The sequence below is a fragment of the Geodermatophilus sabuli genome (assembly GCF_010686765.1).
Taxonomy (GTDB): domain Bacteria; phylum Actinomycetota; class Actinomycetes; order Mycobacteriales; family Geodermatophilaceae; genus Geodermatophilus; species Geodermatophilus sabuli_A.
On sequence record NZ_JAAGWF010000020.1, the window covers coordinates 12,622 to 33,583 of the forward strand.

Consider the following 20,962-nt stretch of genomic DNA (forward strand, 5'->3'; position numbering starts at 1 on the left):
CCCCTCACGGGACGAGGGCGTCGATGGCCTTGTAGACCCGCTGCTCGGACACCGGCCGTGGCGTGCCGACGACCTGGGCGAACAGGCCCACCCGCAGCTCCTCGAGCATCCAGCGCACGCGAGTCACCGGGTCGTCGGGCGATCCGGTGGCGGGCACCTGGGCGCGCAGCTGCTGGTACTCGGCGGCGACCGCCGCGACCTGGGCGGTCCACAGCTCGTCGCGCGCGGCGTTCGCCGGCAGCTTCTCCAGCCGGTGGGCCATGGCCCGGAGGTACCGGACGAGGTCGGGGAGACGGCGTCGCCCGGCCGCGGCGACGAAGCCCCGGTGCAGCAGCCCGCCCATCTGGCGGCGCAGGTCGGCGATCGCCGCCTCGGGCACCCGGCGACCCGGTGCCGCGCCGATCGCCACGGCCACCTCGCGGGCCTGGGTCAGCACCGCCTCCACCCGGCCGACGGTGTCGGTCGTCAGGGGCAGCAGCTGCGCGCGGGCGGTGGCCACCAGCGCCGCGAAGGCCGCCTCGTCGCGCGGGGGCCCGCCGGCGGCGGCGACCAGCTCGTCGGCGGCGGCGTCGACGCAGTCGTCGACCAGCGCCGGGATCTCGCCGTCCGGGTTGAACTGCAGCGCCAGTCGGGTGCGCGGGGACAGCCCCTTGACCACCTGCCGGGACGGGGAGCCGGCGACCAGGAGCAGCAGCCGCCGCGTGCCGCGCCAGCTCAGCCGGGTGGCCTCGACCTCGGTGGCCACGACCCGGATGCCGACGGTCCCGCCCTCGTCGACCAGGGCCGGGTGGGCGGTCACGACGTGCCCGCCCCGGCGGACCTGCACGGTGCGCGGCAGGGTGCCGAAGGTCCAGGCGGTCTGCCCGGTGCGCTCGACGTCGGCCGCCGCGGCCGCCAGGCTCGCCCGGCTCTGCGGTGCCACCTGGGCGCGCAGGGCCTGCAGGTCCTTGCCGAGGGCCAGCGGCCGGTGCCGGTCGTCGACGACCCGGAAGGTGGCCCGCAGGTGGTCGGGCACCTGGGCGGGCGTCCAGGCGTCCGGCGGGACGATGACCGCCGCCGAGCGGCGCAGCTCGCGCTCCAGGGCCGGCAGCAGCGGCTCGGTGGGCGCGATGCGCGGCAGCACCTCGCGGACCCGGTCCGGGATCGGCACCAGCGCCCGCCGCAGCTGCTTGGGCAGGGTGCGCAGCAGCGCGGTGACCAGCTCCTCCCGCTGGCCCGGCACGGTGAACGCCAGCGTCTCGCCCGCCGTGCGCTCGGCGACGGCGTCCAGGACGGCGAGGGGGACCTCGACGGTGACGCCGTCCTGCGGCGTGCCGGGCGCGAACGCGTACGACAGCGGGAGGGTCAGCCCCTGCGACAGCGGCACCTCGTCGGGGAAGTCCTCGGCCCGCACCTGACCGGCCGCTGCGGCGTTGGTGAGCAGCTCCGGGGTGAGGGTGAGCAGCTCGGGGGTCTCCCGCCGCGCGGCCTTCCACCACCGGTCGAAGTGCCGGGTGGAGACGACGTCGGCGGGGATGCGGGCGTCGTACAGCTCGAACAGCGTCTCGTCGTCCACCCTGATGTCGCGACGGCGGGCCCGTTCCTCGAGCTCGGCGACCCGCTCGATCGCCTTCTGGTTGTCCTGCCAGAACCGGTGGTGCGTCGTCCACTCGCCCTGGACGAGGGCGTGCCGGATGAACAGCTCACGGGAGACGACCGGGTCGATCGACCCGTACTGCACGCGGCGGCCGACGACCAGCGGGATGCCGTAGAGGGTGACCCGCTCGGTGGCCACGACCGACCCCCGCTTGGCGTCCCAGCGCGGCTCGGAGTACTGCCGCTTCACCAGGTGGTCGGCCAGCTTCTCGACCACCTCGGGGTCGATGCGGGCGACCGTGCGCGCGAACAGCCGGCTGGTCTCGACCAGCTCGGCGGCGACCACCCAGCGCGGCGGCTTCTTCGCCAGCGGCGTGCCCGGGGCGATGACGAACCGGGCGTTGCGCGCGCCGAGGTACTCGCGGCTGGGCCGGCCGGGCTTGCCGTCGCGGCCCGTGGCCGGCTCCTGCTGCAGCCCCACGTGGGAGAGCAGCCCGGCCAGGACGGCGGTGGAGATGCCCCGCTCGTCGGGTTCGGCGGCGAGCTCGCCGACCGACATCCCGAGCCGGCGGGCGGTGCTGCGCAGCTGGCCGTAGAGGTCCTGCCACTCGCGGATGCGCAGGTAGTGGAGGAACTCGCGCTTGATCGTCCGGCGGAACTGGCTGCCGGAGAGCGCCTCCTGCTGCTCGGAGAGGTACCGCCAGAGGTTGAGCAGGGCGACGAAGTCGGAGTGCTCGTCGGCGAACCGGGAGTGCAGCTCGTCGGCGGCCTGCTGGTGCTCGGTGGGTCGCTCCCGCGGGTCCTGGATGGTCAGCCCGGCCGCGATGACCAGCACCTCCTCCAGCACTCCGCGCCGGTCGGCCTCGACGACCATGCGGGCCATCCGCGGGTCCAGCGGGAGGGCGGCCAGCGCCCGGCCGGTCGGGGTGAGCCGGCCGACCCGCGCCTCGGCCGAGCCCTCGAGGGCGCCGAGCTCCTCGAGCAGGGCGAGGCCGTCGGCGACGGCGCGGCGGTCCGGTGGGTCGATGAACGGGAAGTCGGCGACGTCGCCCAGGTCGAGTGCGGCCATCTGCAGCAGCACCGACGCCAGGCTGGTGCGCAGGATCTCCGGATCGGTGTACTCGGGGCGGCTGTCGAAGTCGTCCTCGGAGTACAGCCGGATGGCGATGCCCTCGGAGGTCCGGCCGCAGCGGCCCGACCGCTGGCGGGCCGACGCCTGGCTGACCGGCTCGATCGGCAGCCGCTGCACCTTCAGCCGGGCGCTGTAGCGGGAGATGCGCGCGGTGCCGGGGTCGATGACGTAGCGGATCCCGGGCACGGTCAGCGAGGTCTCGGCCACGTTGGTGGCCAGCACGACCCGCCGTCCGCTGTGCGGCGCGAACACCTTGTGCTGGTCGGCCGCCGACAGCCGCGAGTAGAGCGGCACCACCTCGACGGCGGGGAAGCGCTCGCCGAGGACGTCGGCGGTGTCGCGGATCTCCCGCTCGCCGGCGAGGAACACCAGCACGTCCCCGGGACCCTCGGCGACCAGCTCGTCGACGGCGTCGGCGATGGCGGTCACCTGGTCGCGATCGGGATCGGCGTCCGGATCGTCGGGGTCCACGACCGGCCGGTACCGGACCTCGACCGGGTAGGTGCGCCCGCTGACCTCGACGACCGGCACCTCGGCGCCGTCCGTGCTGAAGTGCTTCGCGATCCGCTCGACGTCGATGGTGGCCGAGGTGATGACCAGTTTGAGGTCGGGGCGTCGCGGCAGCAGCTGGGCGAGGTAGCCCAGCAGGAAGTCGATGTTGAGGCTGCGCTCGTGCGCCTCGTCGATGATCAGGGTGTCGTACTGGCGCAGCATCCGGTCGCGGCCGATCTCGGCGAGCAGGACGCCGTCGGTCATGACCTTGACCAGCGTGCTGTCGGAGACCTGGTCGGTGAAGCGCACCTTCCACCCGACGGCGCCCGAGCCGAGCTCGGTGCCCAGCTCCTCGGCGATCCGTTCGGCGACGGTGCGCGCGGCGATCCGGCGCGGCTGGGTGTGCCCGATCCGGCCGTGGACGCCGCGGCCGATCTCGAGCGCGATCTTGGGCAGCTGGGTGGTCTTGCCGGAGCCGGTCTCGCCGGCGACGACGACGACCTGGGAGTCGCGCAGGGCGGCGGCGATGTCCTCGCGGCGGGCGCTGACCGGCAGCTCGGGCGGATAGGTGACCGCCGGCACGGCCGCGCGGCGGCGGGCGATCCGCTCCTCGGCGGCGGCGACGTCCGCGGCGATCCGGGCCTGCTGGCGCGACCGCGCCTCGGGGTCACGGGTGCGGCGGGTGCCGTCGAGGCGGCGGCCCAGCCGGTGCGCGTCCTCGAGGGTGAGCCCCGCCAGCCGCGCACGCAGGTCGTCGGGCGCGGCGCTCACGGGGCACTCCTCCAGCACGGGTGGACGATGGGGGGACGGGGACCCCGGTCGGCGGGGCACCGGTCCAGGATCCCACCGTCCGTCGGACGACGGAGGTGGCCGACCTCACTCGTGTGCACGGTGCAACCAAGTGCATGTAGGGCGCAACCGGTTGTACGGTGCACATGTTCTCGTCCGCACCAGTCCCGGAGCGCCCGTGTCCCCGCCTCCTGCCGACCGCGCCGGCGAACTGCGCACCCTCGGAGAGCAGCTGCCGCGCTTCATGCGGCTGGTCCACGCGCTCAAGGCCGGCCAGTCCACCGGGGACCGTGACCGTGCGGCGCACGTGCTGCTCTTCCCGCTCGTGCGGCTGGGCCCACTGCGCCAGGGTGCCCTCGCCGAGCTGGTGCACGCCGACCCCTCGACGGTCAGCCGGCACGTCGCCGCCCTGATCGAGCAGGGCCTGGTGCTCCGGGTCGCCGACGAGACCGACGGCCGGGCCAGCCGGCTGGTCGTCACCGATGCCGGACGGGCCGCTCTCGAGCAGGCCCGGGCCGACCGCGAGGCGCACCTGGACCGGGTCACCGCCGACTGGACACCGGACGAGCTCGCCAGCCTCACCACGCTCTTCGGCCGTCTGCTCGACGGCCTCACCGCCACCCTGCCCAGCGATCCGGCCAGCCCGGCACCACCCGCCTCCGTGAGAGAGAAGTCATGAGCCACAGCACCCGCAGCAGTGCGGCGGACCGGCGGGACGCCCGAGCGGCAGCCGCCGCCCCCGGCGAGGACGGCGCCTTCAGCCACCGGCAGATCGTCACGATCCTGGTCGGGCTGATGGTCGCCATGTTCCTGGCCGCCCTCGACCAGACCGTCGTGGCCACCGCCATCCGCACGATCGCCGACGACCTGCAGGGCTACGACCTGCAGGCGTGGGCGACCACGGCGTTCCTGATCACCTCGACGATCGCCACCCCGCTCTACGGGAAGCTGTCGGACATCTACGGTCGCCGGCCGTTCTACCTGTTCGCGATCGCCGTCTTCGTCGTCGGCTCGGTGCTGTGCGGCCTCGCCGACTCGATGTACCAGCTGGCCGCCTTCCGGGCGGTCCAGGGCATCGGCGCCGGCGGTCTCATGTCGATGGCGCTGGCGATCATCGGCGACATCGTGCCCCCGCGCGAGCGCTCCCGGTACCAGGGATACTTCATGGCCGTCTTCGGCACCTCGAGCGTGCTCGGCCCGGTCATCGGCGGGTTCTTCGCCGGCCAGTCCTCGCTGCTGGCGCTCGACGGCTGGCGCTGGATCTTCTTCATCAACGTGCCCCTCGGCCTGCTGGCCTTCCTGGCCGTCTTCCGGGTGCTGCACCTACCGCACGAGCGCCGCGACCACCGCATCGACTGGCCCGGCGCGCTGGCGCTGATCACCTTCCTGGTCCCCCTGCTCATCGTCGCCGAGCAGGGCCGGATCTGGGGCTGGACGTCGGGCCGCTCGCTGGCCTGCTACGCCATCGGTGCCGTCGGCTTCCTGCTGTTCGTCGCGGCCGAGCGGGCCTACGGGGACGAGGCGCTGCTGCCGCTCCGGCTGTTCCGCAACCGCACCTTCACCGTCAGCGGGATCGGCAGCGTGGTGATGGGCGCCGGCATGTTCGGCGGCCTGCTGCTCCTCCCGCAGTACCTGCAGATCGTGCACGGCTCCAGCGCGACGGCCGCCGGGCTGCAGCTGATCCCGCTGGTCGCCGGGATCATGGTCGGCGCGATGGGGTCGGGCATCGCCATCTCGAAGACCGGCAAGTACCGGGTGTACCCGCTCGTCGGCATCGCGTTGATGACGGTCGCGCTGGTCGCGATGTCCATCGTCGTCGACGCCGACGCCTCGATCTGGACCCTGGTGCCGTTCATGGTGCTGCTGGGCCTCGGCCTGGGCTTCAACTTCCAGCCGGTGATCCTCGCCGTGCAGAACGCCGTCTCCCCGCGGGAGATCGGCGTGGCCACCTCCTCCGTCACGTTCTTCCGGCAGATGGGCGGCACGATCGGCACCGCCGCGTTCCTCTCCGTGCTGTTCACCCGGCTGCCGCAGGACATCGGCGACGCGGTCGACACGGCCGCCGCCTCCGACCCGCGGGTCGCCGAGGCACTGCAGAGCGGTCAGCTGGCGGGCGTCGGCGACCTGTCGGACACGTCCTTCATCCAGGACCTGCCGGGCTTCCTCGCGCTGCCGTTCAAGACGGGCTTCTCGAACTCGATCGACCTGGTCTTCCTCATCGCGGCGTGCGTCGTGGCGATCGGGTTCTTCGTGTTCCTGTTCCTGCCGCAGCTGGCGCTCTCGGACAAGTCCGGCATCCAGGCCCGTCAGGAGGCCGAGCAGACCGCCGGGAACCCGGACCGGGACGCGGCAGCTCAGGCGGAGCAGGCCGTGGGCGCCGCCGCCCCGACGTCCACGCCGCCGCCCGTCGGCCGCCCCGGGGACGCCGACACCCGCGGCTGAGCCCGGAGCCGCCCCGAGGCCCCTTCCCGCACCCGCGGGGAGGGGCCTCGCCGTGTCCGCCCGGGCCTACTGTGGCGGGACCGCACCGACCCTGCCTGGAGATCCCCGTGCCGCCGTCGCTCATCCTGTCCCGCCGCGACCTGGAGTTCCTGCTCCACGAGTGGCTGGACGTCGAGGGCCTGGTCGAGCGCCCGCGCTACGCCGAGCACTCGCGGGAGACCTTCGACGCGGTGCTGGACCTGGCCGAGCGGATCGCGACGGAGCACTTCGCGCCGCACAACCGGACGGCCGACGAGCACGAGCCTCGCATGGTCGACGGGCGGGTGCAGCTGGTCCCCGAGGTCGCCGACGCGCTGCGGGTGTTCGCCGACGCCGGCCTGATGGCCGGCGAGTTCGACGAGGAGTACGGCGGCATGCAGCTGCCGCACACGGTGGGCCAGGCCGTCTTCGCGTGGTTCAAGGCGGCCAACGTCGGCACGGCGGCCTATCCGTTCCTCACGATGGCCAACGCCCGACTGCTGCTGGCCCACGGGTCGGAGGAGCAGAAGGCCACGTACGTCCGGCCGATGGTCGAGGGCCGCTGGTTCGGCACGATGGCCCTGTCCGAGCCGCAGGCGGGGTCCTCCCTCGCGGACATCACCACCCGCGCCGAGCGCCAGGACGACGGCAGCTACCGGCTCACCGGCAACAAGACGTGGATCTCCGCCGGTGACCACGAGCTGACGGAGAACATCGTCCACCTGGTGCTGGCCAAGGTGCCCGGCGGTCCGCCCGGGGTGAAGGGCATCTCGCTGTTCGTCGTCCCCAAGGTCCTACCCGCCGGGGACGGCTCGCTGGGCGAGCGCAACGACGTCGTCCTGGCCGGGCTCAACCACAAGATGGGGTACCGCGGGACGACGAACACCCTGCTCAACTTCGGTGAGGGCGTGCACACCCCCGGCGGCCGGGCCGGCGCGGTCGGCTTCCTCGTCGGCGAGGAGCACCGCGGCCTGACCTACATGTTCACCATGATGAACGAGGCCCGGATCGGCGTCGGCATGGGCGCGACCGCGCTCGGCTACACCGGCTACCTGCACGCCCTGGAGTACGCGCGGACCCGCACGCAGGGCCGGCCGCCGACCGACCGGGACCCCACCACGCCGCCGGTGCGGATCGTCGAGCACACCGACGTCCGCCGGATGCTGCTGGCCGCGAAGTCCTACGTCGAGGGCGGGCTGGCGCTGGGGCTGTACTGCGCGCGGCTGGTGGACGAGGAGCAGACCGCCGAGAGCACCGACGACCGCGGCCGCGCCCGCCTGCTGCTCGAGGTGCTGACGCCGATCGCGAAGTCCTGGCCGTCGCAGTGGGGCCTGGTCGCCGACGACCTCGCCATCCAGGTGCACGGCGGCTACGGCTACACCCGGGACCACGCCGTCGAGCAGTTCTACCGGGACAACCGGCTCAACCCGATCCACGAGGGCACCGCCGGCATCCAGGGGCTGGACCTGCTCGGCCGCAAGGTGGTGATGCAGGGCGGCGCCGGGCTGGTCCTGCTCGGCGAGACGATCGCGGCCACGACGGCACGGGCGGCGGGTACCGAGTGGGCCGCCCACGCCGCCGACCTCGACGCCCTGGTGGCCCGGCTGGGCGCGGTCACGGCGACGCTGTGGGGTGCCGGGGACCCCGCGGTCACCCTGGCCAACGCCACGTACTACCTGGAGGCCGCCGGCCACGTCGTCGTCGGCTGGCTGTGGCTGGAGCAGGCGCTCGCCACGGGCGGGCGGACCAGCGACTTCCACGAGGGGAAGCGGGCGGCCGCCCGGTACTTCCACCGCTACGAACTGCCCACGGTGCACACCCGGCTGGACCTGCTCGAGTCCCTGGACCGCACGGTCCTGGACACCCCCGAACGCTGGCTCTGAGTGAGGACCCCTCCTCCCACCCCTCGCAGGCTCGGGGCGGTGCCCTGTGTGGCCCCGGTGCGGCGTCCCGCCGCGAGCCCGCGAGCTCAGGAGGGCAGCGGGGCCTCTCTCAGGCGGCTCGTGCTGCGCCGACCGGCTCGGCCGCGGCCTGGGCCGGACGCCGGGCCGCGGTGGCGGCCCGCTGCTCGCGCTCGTAGCGCGCCGTCGTCGAGGTGCCCATCACGATCACCAGTGCGGTCAGCACCAGGAACCCGATCAGGGTCACGGCCGGCCACAGCACCATCTGTCAGTCCCCCTGCGTGCTCAGCGTCCTCACCGTCGGGGGCGGCCCCCCGCGGCGCGTCGTCGGAGGATGACTTCCCCGGCCGGCCCGACTCCAATCGTCGTTACGCAGTCTTGATCTGACCGTCTGTGACGAAGAGCACGCCAGGCGGGAGTGTGGCTCCGCTCCTCCCCGGGGCGTGTTCTGATCGGCGGGTGCCCGCTGCCGACGTCCGGGAGACCGGTGCCCGGCCGGCCCCCCTCGTCGCGACGCTCGCGCTGGGGACGACGACGCTCTCCCTCCTGCAGAGCGTGGTGGTCCCGGTGCTGCCGCAGATCAGCGCGCAGCTCGACGTCTCGGTCAGCGCCGCCGGCTGGGTGCTGACGGCCAACCTGCTGGCCGCGGCCGTCTCCACACCGGTGCTCGGGCGCCTGGGTGACACCCGCGGCGAGCGTCCCGTGGTGCTCGGCGTCACGACCGTCGTCGCGATCGGCACGCTGCTGGCCCTGGTGACCGAGTCGCTGCCCCTGCTGCTGCTCGCCCGGGTCCTGCAGGGGCTGTCGTTCAGCCTGTTCCCGCTGTCGATCAGCGTGCTGCGCCGCGAGCTGCCCGCCGCCCGGCTGGGCGTGGCGATGTCCGTCGTGAGCAGCATGCTGGCCGTCGGTGGGGTGGTCGGACTGGTGGCGGCCGGGGTCTTCGCCCGCGGCGACGGCGACTACCGGCAGCCGTTCTGGATCATCCTCGGCGTCCTGGTCGCCTACCTCGGCGCGGCGGCGTGGGTGCTGCCGCGGCGGGCCCCGACGGCGTCGGGCCGGGTGGACTGGGCCGGTGCCGGGGTGCTGGCCGCCGGCCTGGTGCTCCTGCTGCTGCCGGTCTCCCAGGGCAACGCCTGGGGCTGGACCTCCCCGGGCACCCTCGGCTGCCTGGCCGCGGCGGCGGTCGTCCTCCCCGGCTGGGTGCTGCTCCAGCGGCGGCTGGCCGAGCCGCTGGTGCGGCCGACGATGCTGACCGACCCGCGGATGCTGCTGCCCAACGTCGCCGGCCTGATGACCGGCATGGGCGTGTTCGTGTCCTTCCTGATCGTGCTGCAGGTGGTGCAGGCGCCGCCGGCGCTGGCCGGGTACGGGTTCGGGGCCACCGTGCTCGAGGCGGCGGTCGTCTACCTGCTCCCGGGAGGCGTCGTCGGGACCGTGCTCGCGCCCGTCGCCGGCCGGGTCGTGACGCGGGCCGGAGCCCTGCCCACCCTGCTGGCCGGTGGGGTGAGCGGACTGCTCGGCTTCGCGCTGCTGGCGGTGTCCCGCGGTGAACCGTGGCTGGTGGTGGTCGCCGGCGTGCTCACCCAGCTCTGGATCACCATCGCCTTCGCCGCGCTGCCCGCCCTGGTGGTCCAGGCGGTGCGCCCCGAGGAGACCGGCGTGGCGAACGCGGTCAACTCCATCACCCGCTCGTTCGGCTCCGCCGTCGGCAGTGCCCTGACCGTGGCGGTCCTCGTGCACGGCACGGACCCCGCCACCGGCTTCCCGACCGCCTCGTCGGTCACCGCGGTGTGCCTGGTCGGGGTGGCGGCGGCCACCGTGGTCGCCGGTCTCGCGCTCGCCGGCGTGCTGACCGGCCGCCGTGCCGCCGGCCCGTCGGGGGCCGGGACCGCGGGTCCGACGACGGCTGGTGGGCGGTCCCCGGTCAGCGGTCCCCGCTGACCGACCGAGATCACGAGGCGGTGTCGACACACCGGGCAGCGGCATGGAACCGCACCGTCCGGGGCACCGGGGTCGGGACTGACGCCCGCTCCCATCCCGGAGGACGACCCGATGGCCCGAACCACCGGCTCCCGCAGCGCATCCAGCGCCGCGAAGGACACCCGGTTCTCCGGAAACTCGACCGGAGACCCCGCACCGCAGGACGACAAGGTCAACTCCACCCGCTTCGACAACGCCCCCCGGGGGACGGACACGAAGCCCACCACGGTGGGCACGCTCAAGCGCACGCTCAAGGAGTTCAGCGAGGACAACCTCACGGACTGGGCAGCGGCGCTGACCTACTACGGCGTCCTCGCGCTGTTCCCGGCGCTGATCGCGCTGCTGTCGATCGTCGGCCTGCTGACCGACCCGCAGCAGCTCACCGAGGCACTGACGGCCGTCGTCCCCGCCCAGGCCGCCGAGACGCTGAACCCGGTGATCCAGCAGATCGCCGGCAACACCGGGACGGCCGGACTCGGGCTGATCCTCGGTATCGCCGGCGCGGTCTGGTCGGCGTCGGGCTACGTCGGCGCCTTCACCCGCGCCGCCAACGTCGTCTACGAGACGCCCGAGGGTCGCAAGATCTGGAAGCTCAAGCCGCTGCAGCTGCTGGTCACCCTGGTCGGCATCCTGTTCGCCGCGCTGATCGTGGCGATGCTGGTGCTCAGCGGCCCGGTCGTCGAGGCCATCGGGTCGGCCATCGGGCTGGGCGACACCGTCCTGACGGTCTGGAACGTGGCCAAGTGGCCGGTCATGCTCGTCCTCCTCGCGCTGATGATCGCCGTCCTCTACTACTCGACGCCGAACGTCAAGCTGCGGGGCTTCAAGTGGGTCAGCCCCGGCGCCGGGGTCGCCATCCTGGTGGCCGTCGTCGCCTCGGCCGCGTTCGCCTTCTACGTCGCCAACTTCGGCAGCTACAACAAGACCTACGGCGCGCTGGCCGGCGTGGTGATCTTCCTGATCTGGTTCTGGCTGATCAACGTCGCGCTGCTGTTCGGCATCGAGCTCGACGCCGAGATGGAGCGGACCAAGGAGCTCGAGGAGGGCGTGCCGGAGGCGCACAAGGAGATCCAGCTCGACGCCCGCGCCGACCCGAAGCCGCGCAACACCAACTGAAGGAGGGCCCGAGGGCCGGCTCCGCACCCGCGGAGCCGGCCCTCGGCGGTTCACCGGGACGTCGGCGGCCGGTCCCCCCGGCGCGACAACGGCACCCGCTCCACCAGGCCGGCCAGCCCGGCCAGGCTCTGGCTGACCGCCCGCCCGGCCGGTGCCAGCCGCTCCGGGCCGCGGCGGACGGCGGCGTCGAGGACGTCGCGGGTGCGGTCGATGACCGACAGCGGCAGACCCGAGAGCGCGTTGCCCGGCGGACGGCGGGAGACCGTGGGGTGCGCCCGGGTCGGGGAGACCCGCCGGGCCAGCTGCCACTGCCGGCCCAGGCGGCGCAGCTCGTGCGGGTCGAGCTTCTCCTGCAGCCGCGGGAAGAGCACGTCCTCCTCGTCGCGGACGTCCTCCCTCAGCACCGCGACCAGCCGGGCCAGCCGCTGCGCGCGGCGCGGGTCGTCGGGCCCGTCGGCCTCGAGCGCGCTGACCAGCTCGTTGACCTCCTGGTGCTCCTCCTCCACCCGGAGCGTCAGCGCGTCGCCGTCGGGCAGCACCCGGCGCAGCACCGGCCAGAGCACGGTCTCCTCCGCGAACGCGTGGCTGAAGACCAGCCGGTCGATGCGGGTGAGCACCTCCTCCTGCGCCGCGCCGCTGCTGCCCTGCAGCTCCCGCAGCAGCCGATCGAGCTCGATGTGGTCACGGCGCTGACGGGTCAGGACGCTGCCCGGTCCCCCGAGCTCCTCCTCGGACTGGTCGGCGATCGATCGGGCCACGACGGGCCACCTCCTGCGTTGCGCGGTACGGACCGCCGTCCTGCCCGTCCGGCAGCGTCCTCATGCACCACGGCGGCGGGGCGGGTCAGCGGCCGGCCCACCACAGGGCCGCGGCCTCCGCCGGGGTCCGCCCGTCCAGGGCCACGGCGCGGTTGAGCCGCACGAGGTCGGCGGTGGTCAGCCGGGCGCTCACCGCGTCCAGCGCCGTCCGCAGCTCCGAGCCGGCCTGGTCCAGCACCCGGGTGCGCACGACCGGGACCACGTTCTCGTGCGGCTGCAGCGCCCGGTCGTCCTGCAGCAGGATCAACCGGGCGTCGCCCAGCCGGGGGTCGGTCGTCTCCAGCAACCCGACGTCGATCTCGCCCGACCGCAGCGCCTCCACCGTCGCGGCGCGCGACGGCATGGACCGCACCTCCGCGAACTCCAGGCCGTACACGGCCCGCAGGCCGGGCAGGCAGAAGCGCCGCTCCGCGCACTCCGGCGGACCGCCGAAGACCAGCCCGGGGGCGAGCGCGGCCAGGTCGGAGAGCCGGCGGACGCCGTTCTGCTCGGCGAACGCGCCGCGGACGGCGAACCCGTTCTGGTCCTCGGCCGACGCGGCGGCCAGCACGGTGGCCCCCCGCTGGGCCAGCACACGGGCGAGCGCGGCGCGCAGGTGCCCGGGCTCCCGCTGCACCGCCGGACCACCGGGCTCGACGAACTCCAGGGCCGTGCCCAGGTAGTCGACGACCACGTCGACCACCCCCTGCTCCAGCGCCGGCAGGACCACCTCGCGGGTGCCGATGCCGTGGTCCACGGACACCGGCAGGCCGGCCCTCCGGATCGCCTCGGCGTAGACCTCGGCCAGGATCTGGTTCTCCGGGAAGTCGTACGAGGCGACCCGGACCGTCCCCTCCGCCGCGGGTGCCGCGGGCGGTCCGGCCGAGCCGCACCCGGGCAGCACGAGACCGATCAGGACCACCAGGGCGAGGAGGGCCCGGCGACGCCACATCGGGGCACTCCTCCCGGCGGGGGCTGTGCGCGGACCACGCTAATGGCCGACGGCGACGATTTCGATGGACCCGGCGCCGCTGGAGGTGCAGCATCGGGCGCCATGGCGGCGCTCCCGCACGCCCCCCCGGAGACGGGTCCCCTCCGGCGGCCCGGCCTCCCGCCGATCCGGCGCGTCCACCGGCGCCGCCGTCCCTCCGGTGAGCCCCCACCCCTCCCCCGCCACCTCAACGCCTCCGGCCGGTGGTGGCTGGGACTGTCCGCCGGCGTGTTCCTCGCCTGGGTCCTGGTCGTGGTCACCGACAGCCTCGCGCTGGTGGACGCCGTCGACACGAGCGTGCTCCGGGCCTTCGCGGAGCTGCGCTCCCCCGTGCTGACCGACGTCGCCGAGGTCACCGGGGTCCTGGCGGGTGGGCGCGCCATCCACGTGCTGTGGCTGGCCAACCTGGCGGTGCTCGTGGTCTTCCGCCGTTGGCACCACCTGTTCGTCTGGGTCGGCGTCGGGCTGCTCGTGGTCAACGCCGGCGTGCTCCTCACCCGGACCCTGCAGCGGCCACGGCCCTACGGGGTGGAGGTCCTGGGCGACTGGAGCGGCTACTCGATGCCGTCGCTGCCGGTGACGGTGCTCGCCGCCTTCCTGGTCAGCACGGTGTACGCGCTGGTGCCGGCCGGCCGGCCGCGCACCATCGGCAAGGCGGTGGTGGCCGGCCTGCTGACGCTCACCGCCCTCTCGCGCCTGTACCTCGCCCAGGACCACCCCACCGACGTCCTCGCCGGCGTGGTGCTCGGCGTCGCGCTCCCCCTCGCCGCGTTCCGGCTGCTCACTCCCAACGACGTCCACCCGGTGCGGTACCGCCGGGGCAGCCCCGCCCACCTCGACGTCTCCGGCGCCCGGGGCGCGGCCATCGTCCGCGCGCTGCAGGACCAGCTCGGCCTGCTGGCCACCGACGTCGCACCGTTCGGCCTGGCCGGGTCGGGCGGCTCGACGCCCCTGCGGATCGCCGTCAAGTCCGACGCCGGACCCCGCGACGGCGCGGACGGGCCGGGCGCCGACGGGGACAGCTACGTCTTCGGCAAGCTCTACGCCGCCACCCACGTGCGCTCCGACCGCTGGTTCAAGCTGGGCCGCACCCTGCTCTACGGCCGGATGGAGGACGAGAAGCCGTTCCACAGCGTGCGCCGGCTCGTGCAGTACGAGGACTACGTCCTGCGGGTGTTCACCGACGCCGGCCTCCCGGTGCCGCAGCCGCTCGGCATCGTCGAGATCACCCCGGAGCGCGAGTACCTCCTCGTGGCCGAGTTCCTCCGCGGCGCCCAGGAGATCGGCGACGCGGAGATCGACGACGGGGTCATCGACCAGGGGCTCGCGGTGGTGCGCCGGATGTGGGACATCGGCGCCGCCCACCGCGACATCAAGCCGGCCAACGTGATGGTCCGCGGAGGCACCCTGTACCTCATCGACTCCGCCTTCGCGGAGTTGCGGCCCAGCCCGTGGCGGCAGGCCGTGGACCTGGCCAACATGATGCTGGTCCTCGCGCTGCGCACCGACGCCGAGCGGGTGCTCGCCCGGGCCCGGCTGCGCTTCTCCGACGAGGAACTGGCCGAGGCCTTCGCCGCCACCCGCGGGCTGACCATGCCCTCCCAGCTGCGGCGGTGCCTGCGCGCCGACGCCCGCGACCTGCACGGTGACTTCCTCCGACTGCTGCCCTACCGGCTGCCGCCGGTGCGGATCCAGCGGTGGAGCTGGCGCCGGGCAGGGTTGTCGCTGGTGGCACTGCTGGGCCTCCTGCTGGCGGCGGTCGTCCTCGTCGACCTGCTGGGGTCGCCGCTGTGAGCGCGCTCCGGCGGGCCACAGTCCCGATCGCGTCGCTGTCCCTGCTGCTGACGGGCTGTGCGACGTCCGTGAGCGCGACGACCGGCCAGCCACCGGCCTGCTCGATCGGCGACGAGGGCAGCGCCGCCAACGGCGTCGTCCTCATGGCCCAGTCGGTGCCGACGGCGAGCTGGGTGCCGTGCGTGCGTGGGCTCCCGCTCGGCTGGCACTTCTCGGGGCTGGACGCCCGCCGTGACGAGGCCCGGTTCTGGCTCGACTCCGACCGCGACGGGGTGCACGCCATCGAGGTGCGGCTGACCGCGCGGTGCGACACCGAGGGCGCCACCGAGATCCCCAGCGACCGCGACGGCATGCGCCGCCTGGAGCGGGTGACCCAGGTGACGCCGCAGTACCTCGGCCGGCGGTTCTACCTGTTCGACGGAGGCTGCATCACCGTGGTGTTCACCCTCTCCGGCGACGCCCGCGGCGAACCGCTGGCGCTGGCCACCCAGGGGATCGGCACACTGCCCCGGGAGGAGCTGGCCGAGCAGGTCCGCGAGGAGAGCCACGGGCGGCTCGAGCTGGACCCGCCCGCGGACGCCGCGGCCCCGCGATGAGCGCCGAGGCCCCGCCCGCCGTCCCGGCGAAGGCGGCCCGCCCGCGGTGGCGACGGCTGGTCACGCCGGTCCTCTCCCTGGTCCTGGCGGCCGCCGTCCTGGGCTGGTTCCTCCCCCAGTTCACCAGCCTGTCCGAGGTGTGGGGAGCGGTCCGGGCGATGAGCGGCGCCGAGATCGCCCTGCTGCTGGCCGTCACCGTCTGGAACCTCGCGACGTACCAGTTCGTCCTGGTCGCGACCATGCCCGGGCTGACCCTGCGACAGGCCACCGTGAGCACGCTGACCACCACCGCGGTGTCCAACACCGTCCTGGGCGGGGCGGCCATCGCGCTGGGCCTCACGTACGGACTGAACTCCTCCTGGGGCTTCTCCCGCTCCCGCACCTCGGTGTCGCTGCTGGTGGCCGGGCTCTGGAACAACTTCGCCAAGCTCGCCCTGCCCGTGCTGGCGCTGAGCCTGCTGGCGTTCGGGTCCACCCCGAGCACCGGGCGGGTGGTGGCCGGCGCGGCGGGCCTGGGCGGGCTGGTCGCCGTCGTCGTCCTGCTGGGTCTGCTGCTGCACAGCCCCGCGGGCGCGGCCCGGATCGGCAGGGGCGCCGGGCGGGCGGCGTCCGCGCTGCTGCGGCCGTTCGGCCGGCCACCGGTGACCGGCTGGGACCAGGCCACGACGAAGTTCCGCGACCGGACGGCGCTGCTGCTCCGGGCCCGCTGGCACTGGATCACGCTGGGGACGCTGGTCAGCCACCTGTCGCTGTTCGTCGTGCTGCTGGTCGCCCTGCGCATCGTCGGGGTGGACGACGCACAGGTGAGCGTGGTGGAGGCGCTGGCGGTGTTCGCCTTCGCCCGGCTGCTCACCGCGGTGCCGTTCACCCCCGGCGGGCTGGGTGTCGTCGAACTGGCGATGATCACCGGCCTGGCCGCCGCCGGCGGCGACCGGCCGCTGGTCGCCGCCGCCGTCCTGGTGTACCGGGCGCTGACGTACGTCCTGCCCATACCGCTCGGCCTGGGGACCTACGTGTTCTGGCGGCGCAACCGGTCGTGGCGGCGGCCGCCGAACACCGCACCCCGGACGGCGCTGGTCCCGGAGTCGGCCTGAGGGCCGCGCGGGTGGTGTCACCCGGAGGGGCGGCCTGGGCGGGCGCAGGCCCCGACGTCGTGGTTGAGTGGCTGCGGTCCCACCGCGAGCCACAGCACCGAGGAGCCCGGCATGACCGACGCCGCGAGAGCCCGTACGAACAGCTCCGACGAGGCCGCCCAGGAGGCCGGCGACGCCGTCATGGGGCTGGACATGCTCCTCGTGGACGGCGCCCGCGGTCCGCTGCGCCGGATGATCCCGCCGGCCCGCACCGTCCTGAGCCTGGGCAAGGCGCTCGCCCGCCGTCCCGAGACCGTGGTCCACCACGCCAGCGAGCTGGCCAAGGACCTCGGCCGGGTCGTCGCCGGCCGCTCGGAGATCGCGCCGTCCCCGAAGGACAAGCGCTTCGCCGATCCGGCCTGGTCGGGCAACTGGCTGATGCGGCGGGCGATGCAGGCGCACATCGCCGCGGCCCGGGCGGCGGCCGGCCTGGTCGACGACGCCGACCTGGACTGGCACGACGACGAGCGCATCCGGTTCACCCTGACCAACGTCGTCGACGCCCTGGCGCCGAGCAACACGCCGCTGAACCCGCTGCTGTGGAAGGCGATCATCGACACCGGCGGGCGCAACGCGGTCAGCGGCGCCCGGCGGTTCGTGTCGGACGTGCTCTCGGCCCCCCGGGTGCCCACGATGGTGGAGCCCGACGCGTTCACCGTCGGCGAGGACCTCGCCGTCACCCCGGGTGCGGTGGTGCTGCGGACGCCGGTGTTCGAGCTGATCCAGTACCGGCCCACCACCGAGACGGTGCGCAGCGTGCCGCTGGTGGTCGTCCCGCCGACGATCAACAAGTACTACATCACCGACCTCGCCCCCGGCCGCAGCATCGTCGAGCACTACGTCGCCTCGGGCCAGCAAGTCTTCATGATCTCGTGGCGGAACCCCGACGCGCGGCACGCCGACTGGGGCCTGGACGCCTACGGGCAGGCCGTCCTCGACGCGATGGACGCCGCGGAGACGATCACCGGCAGCGACCGGGTGGCCCTCCAGGGTTTCTGTTCCGGCGGGATCATCCTGGCGATGGTGCTGGGCCACCTCGCCGCCATCGGCGCCCAGCACCGCGTGGCCGCCTCGAGCTACGCCGTCGCCGTCCTCGACTGGTCCAAGGCCGGGACGATCGGCGCGCTCATGGACGAGGAGGCGGTCAAGGAGGCGACGGACAAGTCGCGGAAGAAGGGCTACCTCGACGGCGCGTCGCTGGCCGAGGTCTTCGCGTGGCTGCGCCCCAACGACCTGGTGTGGAACTACTGGGTCAACAACTACCTGCAGGGCAAGCCGCCACCGGCGTTCGACATCCTCTTCTGGAACGCCGACACCACCCGGATGAGCGCCGCCCTGCACCGGGACTTCATCGACGTCGCCATCGGCAACAAGCTGGCCAAGCCGGGCGCGGCGACCATGCTCGGCTCCCCCGTCGACCTGTCCAAGGTGGAGGTCGACGCCTACGTCACCGCCGGCATCGCCGACCACATCTGCCCCTGGCAGTCCTGCTACCGGACGACGCAGCTGCTGGGTGGGCGCAGCCGGTTCGTCCTCTCCACCGCCGGCCACATCGCCTCGCTGGTCAACCCGCCGACCAACCCCAAGGCGTCCTTCCAGGTGGCCGCGGAGACGCCGGCGGACGCGGAGCAGTGGCTGGCCGCGGCGGAGAAGGAGAAGGGTTCGTGGTGGCCGGACTTCACGTCCTGGCTCGCCGAGCGCACCGGCGAGGACGTGCCGGCCCCGACGTCGCTGGGGTCCGCGGAGCTGCCGCCCCTGGCCGATGCGCCGGGCACGTATGTCTTCGACAAGTAGGCCGCGGCGGCTCCGCCAGGGTGCGACCTGGGCGCACCCTGGCGAGACGATCCGCACGGTCACCGTCTCGGGCCGGACGCTGCGGGTGGCGGTCCGCCGCGGTGAGGACGACGTCCCGCCGCTGCTGCTGATGAACGGCATCGGGGCGAGCCTGGAGGTGCTCCAGCCCTTCGTCGACGCCCTGGACCGGCGGCGCACCGTCATCCGGTTCGACGTCCCGGGGGTGGGTGGGTCGCCCCGTCCGGTGGTGCCCTACGTGCTCGCCACGCTGACCCCGGTCGTGGCCGGGATGCTCAGCCAGCTCGGCCACGACGAGCCGGTCGACGTCCTGGGGCTGTCCTGGGGTGGCGCGCTGGCCCAGCACTTCGCCGTCCAGCACCGCCGGCGGTGCCGCCGGCTCGTGCTGGCCGCCACCGGCACCGGCTCGCTGATGGTGCCCGCCCACCCGCGGGTGCTGGCCCGGATGCTCACCCCCCGGCGGCACCGCGACCCCGAGTACGCGCGCGAGGTCGCCGGGACGCTGTACGGCGGCACGGTCCGCTCGGACCCCGCCATGGCGGCCCGGGTGCTGCACTCGGCCAGCCGGCTGGGCCCGCGGCGCGGCTACTACTACCAGCTGGCGGCCTCGACCGGCTGGAGCAGCCTGCCGTTCCTGCGGCTGATCCGGCAGCCCACGCTCGTGGTCGCGGGGGACGACGACCCGATCGTCCCGGTGGTCAACGCCCGGATCATGGCCCGGCTGATCCCCGACGCGCAGCTGCACCTCTACGCCGGCGGGCACCTGGCCCTGGTCACCGAGGCGCACGAGCTGGCGCCGGTGATCGAGCGCTTCCTCGACTGAGCCCCGGCCGACCGCGCCGCTCGGCCGGCGCCCCCGGGACGGGACCGGCGTGGGGTCAGGCGGCCCAGCGGACGACGTGCCCCGTCGCACCCCCGAAGGCCTCGACCCCGAAGCCCCGCAGCGTGAGGACGTCGGCCAGCGCCCGGTTCATCACCTGCTGCACCAGGACGTCGGCGGCGGTGCCGTGCACCTGGTCGACGCTCATCCGGTCGTGCTGGCGCCAGGTGACCACGATGCCGTCCAGCGCGGGCTCGGGGGTCAGGCAGGCGCCGCCGAGGCCGCCGTCCTCGCCGGTGGAGTCGTGCAGCGGCAACCCCGCCTCGGCCAGCGCGGCGGTCACCTCGACGACGAGCGTGGCCAGCGGGTCGTCGTCGGAGAGGTCCACGTCCCAGTCCTCGGGCAGCCGGTCGAGCTGCCCGCCCAGGTGGGCCAGCCAGGCCCAGTCCTGCGGGGACGGCCGACGACGGAGGACGCCCTCGGCCGTGCCGGTGCCGTAGACCGGCGCGACCGGCACCGCGCCGTCGACGTACGCGCCGGCGGCCCACGAGGCCTCGGCCCGCTGCGCGAACGGCCCGGCGACCACCCGGCCGGGGTCGCCCTCCTCCGCCGCCACCAGCCACCAACCCTGACCGGCCACGCCGCCGACGACGACCTCACCGCTGGAGAGACCACTCATGCTGCCACCACCATCTGCGAGAACAGGGCCGTCGCTGGGGAAGTGCGGCGGCCGGCACGCGGACCCGGCTCCCGGATCGGCGTGATGGCAGAACGGTAGGCAGCGGCGCGTCGTCCGGGCGCCTCCGGGAACGGCTCCCGGCGGCCGCGTTCCCGGATCGTTGCAGGAGCACCGGACGGGCACGGGTGACCCGTCGTCCGGAGCGCACACATGTCGACCGCGCCACGCTCCGCCGAGCGTGGGAGCGCCCGGAGCCGGGTCGGTCACGCCGGGAGCCGCCGCGCGACGCCCGCGTGTCGCGGTGTCCGCCGCACTTGACCTGGGAGTGGGGTCCAAGGTCTACCGTCCGGCCATGACAGCCGCTCCCGCCCGCGGCATGCGGGTCTCCGAGCTCGCCGAGGCGGCCGGCGTGGCCTCGGACACGGTGCGCTACTACGAGCGTGCCGGGCTCCTCCCGCCACCGGAGCGGACACCGTCGGGGTACCGCAGCTACGACGCGGGCGCGCTGGACCGGCTGCACTTCATCCAGGGCGCACAGCGACTCGGCCTGCGGCTGACCGACATCCGTGACCTGCTCGCCATCCGCGACACCGGCCGATGCCCCTGCGAGCCGGCCGAGGCGGTCCTGCGCCGCCGCCTGGCCGAACTGGACGTCGAGCTGGCGCGCCTGCAGGCGCTCCGGGCCGAGATGGTCGCGATGGCCGACGCGCTACCGGCGGCCGACTGCCCGCCGCCGAGCCCCGGCACCTGGTGCCCGCCGGTGGAGGGAGGTGATCCGACATGCTCGTCCTGACCGTCGACTGCGACTGCGACTGCGACTGCGCCGAGGCCTGCAGCTGCGACTGCTGCTGATCGTCCTGCTCCGACGTACCGCACCACCGGGCCCGGGCCCGGT

General features: G+C 74.2%; 16 protein-coding genes. 11 read left to right on the forward strand and 5 right to left on the reverse strand.

What is annotated here, in order from left to right; all coding sequences use genetic code 11:
* Positions 1-4: 4 nt before the first annotated feature.
* On the reverse strand, positions 5-3,970 hold the full coding sequence (gene hrpA, locus GCU56_RS17745) for an ATP-dependent RNA helicase HrpA (protein WP_163483082.1): 3,966 nt from the start codon (positions 3,968-3,970) through the stop codon (positions 5-7).
* Between the two features lie 196 nt (positions 3,971-4,166).
* Here hrpA and GCU56_RS17750 point away from each other — a divergent pair, with 196 nt between their 5' ends.
* From GCU56_RS17750 to GCU56_RS17760, 3 genes are all read left to right on the forward strand, one after another.
* Entirely contained in the window at positions 4,167-4,667 is a 501-nt protein-coding gene (locus GCU56_RS17750; protein ID WP_345771914.1) for a MarR family winged helix-turn-helix transcriptional regulator, read from the forward strand.
* Complete coding sequence (locus GCU56_RS17755) at positions 4,664-6,430, forward strand: MDR family MFS transporter (RefSeq protein ID WP_163483083.1); 1,767 nt, start codon at positions 4,664-4,666, stop codon at positions 6,428-6,430. The genes GCU56_RS17750 and GCU56_RS17755 overlap by 4 nt, the downstream gene beginning before the upstream one ends.
* Positions 6,431-6,537: 107 nt before the next feature.
* On the forward strand, positions 6,538-8,331 hold the full coding sequence (locus GCU56_RS17760; protein WP_163483084.1) for an acyl-CoA dehydrogenase C-terminal domain-containing protein: 1,794 nt from the start codon (positions 6,538-6,540) through the stop codon (positions 8,329-8,331).
* Positions 8,332-8,440: 109 nt separating this feature from the next.
* On the opposite strand, the gene GCU56_RS23510 is transcribed toward GCU56_RS17760, so the two are convergent.
* Positions 8,441-8,614, reverse strand: coding sequence for a hypothetical protein (locus GCU56_RS23510; RefSeq protein WP_204332355.1), 174 nt, complete (start codon positions 8,612-8,614; stop codon positions 8,441-8,443).
* Between the two features lie 194 nt (positions 8,615-8,808).
* Between GCU56_RS23510 and GCU56_RS17765 the strand changes: the two genes are divergently transcribed.
* Entirely contained in the window at positions 8,809-10,290 is a 1,482-nt protein-coding gene (locus GCU56_RS17765) for an MFS transporter (RefSeq protein WP_163483085.1), read from the forward strand.
* Between the two features lie 111 nt (positions 10,291-10,401).
* The gene (locus GCU56_RS17770; protein WP_163483086.1) at positions 10,402-11,445 is read left to right on the forward strand and encodes a YihY/virulence factor BrkB family protein; all 1,044 of its coding nucleotides are present in this window, start codon (positions 10,402-10,404) and stop codon (positions 11,443-11,445) included.
* Between the two features lie 50 nt (positions 11,446-11,495).
* On the opposite strand, the gene GCU56_RS17775 is transcribed toward GCU56_RS17770, so the two are convergent.
* Complete coding sequence (locus GCU56_RS17775) at positions 11,496-12,203, reverse strand: hemerythrin domain-containing protein (protein ID WP_163483087.1); 708 nt, start codon at positions 12,201-12,203, stop codon at positions 11,496-11,498.
* A gap of 85 nt (positions 12,204-12,288) precedes the next feature.
* Positions 12,289-13,194: an ABC transporter substrate-binding protein gene (locus GCU56_RS17780; RefSeq protein WP_163483088.1), complete on the reverse strand. Its 906-nt coding sequence runs from the start codon at positions 13,192-13,194 to the stop codon at positions 12,289-12,291.
* A 267-nt stretch (positions 13,195-13,461) separates the two neighbouring features.
* Between GCU56_RS17780 and GCU56_RS17785 the strand changes: the two genes are divergently transcribed.
* From GCU56_RS17785 to phaZ, 5 genes are all read left to right on the forward strand, one after another.
* Positions 13,462-15,027 (forward strand): phosphatase PAP2 family protein, encoded by a 1,566-nt coding sequence (locus GCU56_RS17785; RefSeq protein ID WP_345771915.1) that lies wholly within the window; start codon positions 13,462-13,464, stop codon positions 15,025-15,027.
* 68 nt (positions 15,028-15,095) lie between these two features.
* Positions 15,096-15,623, forward strand: coding sequence for a hypothetical protein (locus GCU56_RS17790; protein ID WP_163483090.1), 528 nt, complete (start codon positions 15,096-15,098; stop codon positions 15,621-15,623).
* Positions 15,620-16,717 carry a lysylphosphatidylglycerol synthase transmembrane domain-containing protein gene (locus GCU56_RS17795; protein ID WP_163483091.1) on the forward strand — a complete coding sequence of 366 codons (1,098 nt, stop codon included), beginning with the start codon at positions 15,620-15,622 and terminating at the stop codon, positions 16,715-16,717. Before GCU56_RS17790 ends, GCU56_RS17795 begins: the two co-directional genes overlap by 4 nt.
* 111 nt (positions 16,718-16,828) lie before the next feature.
* Positions 16,829-18,550, forward strand: a complete 1,722-nt coding sequence (locus GCU56_RS17800; RefSeq protein ID WP_204332356.1) for a PHA/PHB synthase family protein — start codon at positions 16,829-16,831, stop codon at positions 18,548-18,550.
* Positions 18,551-18,599: 49 nt separating this feature from the next.
* On the forward strand, positions 18,600-19,391 hold the full coding sequence (phaZ, locus tag GCU56_RS17805) for a poly(3-hydroxyalkanoate) depolymerase (protein ID WP_345771931.1): 792 nt from the start codon (positions 18,600-18,602) through the stop codon (positions 19,389-19,391).
* Between the two features lie 55 nt (positions 19,392-19,446).
* On the opposite strand, the gene GCU56_RS17810 is transcribed toward phaZ, so the two are convergent.
* Positions 19,447-20,067 carry a hypothetical protein gene (locus tag GCU56_RS17810; RefSeq protein WP_163483093.1) on the reverse strand — a complete coding sequence of 207 codons (621 nt, stop codon included), beginning with the start codon at positions 20,065-20,067 and terminating at the stop codon, positions 19,447-19,449.
* A 352-nt stretch (positions 20,068-20,419) separates the two neighbouring features.
* Here GCU56_RS17810 and GCU56_RS17815 point away from each other — a divergent pair, with 352 nt between their 5' ends.
* A complete protein-coding gene (locus GCU56_RS17815) occupies positions 20,420-20,860 on the forward strand; it encodes a heavy metal-responsive transcriptional regulator (protein WP_204332357.1) in 441 nt (146 codons plus the stop codon).
* Positions 20,861-20,962: the final 102 nt, after the last annotated feature.

Excerpts from the sequence above, each read along its gene's own strand:
- GCU56_RS17815 (WP_204332357.1), top strand. The coding sequence starts at position 20,420 with ATGACAGCCGCTCCCGCCCGCGGCATGCGGGTCTCCGAGCTCGCCGAG.
- GCU56_RS17810 (WP_163483093.1), bottom strand. The coding sequence starts at position 20,067 with ATGAGTGGTCTCTCCAGCGGTGAGGTCGTCGTCGGCGGCGTGGCCGGT.
- GCU56_RS23510 (WP_204332355.1), bottom strand. The coding sequence starts at position 8,614 with ATGGTGCTGTGGCCGGCCGTGACCCTGATCGGGTTCCTGGTGCTGACC.
- GCU56_RS17770 (WP_163483086.1), top strand. The coding sequence starts at position 10,402 with ATGGCCCGAACCACCGGCTCCCGCAGCGCATCCAGCGCCGCGAAGGAC.
- GCU56_RS17780 (WP_163483088.1), bottom strand. The coding sequence starts at position 13,194 with ATGTGGCGTCGCCGGGCCCTCCTCGCCCTGGTGGTCCTGATCGGTCTC.
- GCU56_RS17800 (WP_204332356.1), top strand. The coding sequence starts at position 16,829 with ATGACCGACGCCGCGAGAGCCCGTACGAACAGCTCCGACGAGGCCGCC.
- GCU56_RS17795 (WP_163483091.1), top strand. The coding sequence starts at position 15,620 with ATGAGCGCCGAGGCCCCGCCCGCCGTCCCGGCGAAGGCGGCCCGCCCG.
- GCU56_RS17755 (WP_163483083.1), top strand. The coding sequence starts at position 4,664 with ATGAGCCACAGCACCCGCAGCAGTGCGGCGGACCGGCGGGACGCCCGA.